This window comes from Streptomyces lancefieldiae (assembly GCF_031845825.1).
Lineage (GTDB): Bacteria > Actinomycetota > Actinomycetes > Streptomycetales > Streptomycetaceae > Streptomyces > Streptomyces lancefieldiae.
Genome location: NZ_JAVRFH010000423.1, coordinates 1 through 354, shown reverse-complemented (window position 1 = coordinate 354; position 354 = coordinate 1). Strand labels below are relative to the sequence as shown.

The following is a 354-nucleotide window of genomic DNA, read 5'->3' as shown; positions in this document are numbered from 1 at the left end:
GCTGGTGCGGCGGGAGTTTGCAGCGGCGGTCACCCTCCCGGGTGACGATGAGCATGGTTACCCACTCGACCAGGGCATGAGGCAGGTCGAGTGCGGCAGGATATGGAACCAACGAGGCTCCCGCGCTAATGAGTTGAGACGTCGAACACCTCTCTCAACGGCACGGGAGCCTCGTGCTTTGCGGGCACCAGCCTCGTCACCCATCCGGTGGCCACTCTGAAAGGGCTCACTCGTACAACTCGTCCCGGAAGCGTGACGCTTCCGCAAACGCTTCCCCAGGAACGGCTTCAGGCAGGAGACTCACCCTCACGGCCTTCGTTCTGATCGGTGCACCTTGGTCGGAGTACATGATCA

The 354-nt window shown here is 62.1% G+C and carries 1 pseudogene; it reads right to left on the bottom strand.

What is annotated here, in order from left to right:
* Positions 1-112: pseudogene (locus tag RM812_RS42810) on the bottom strand (IS5/IS1182 family transposase); the annotation flags it as partial.
* Positions 113-354 lie beyond the last annotated feature (242 nt).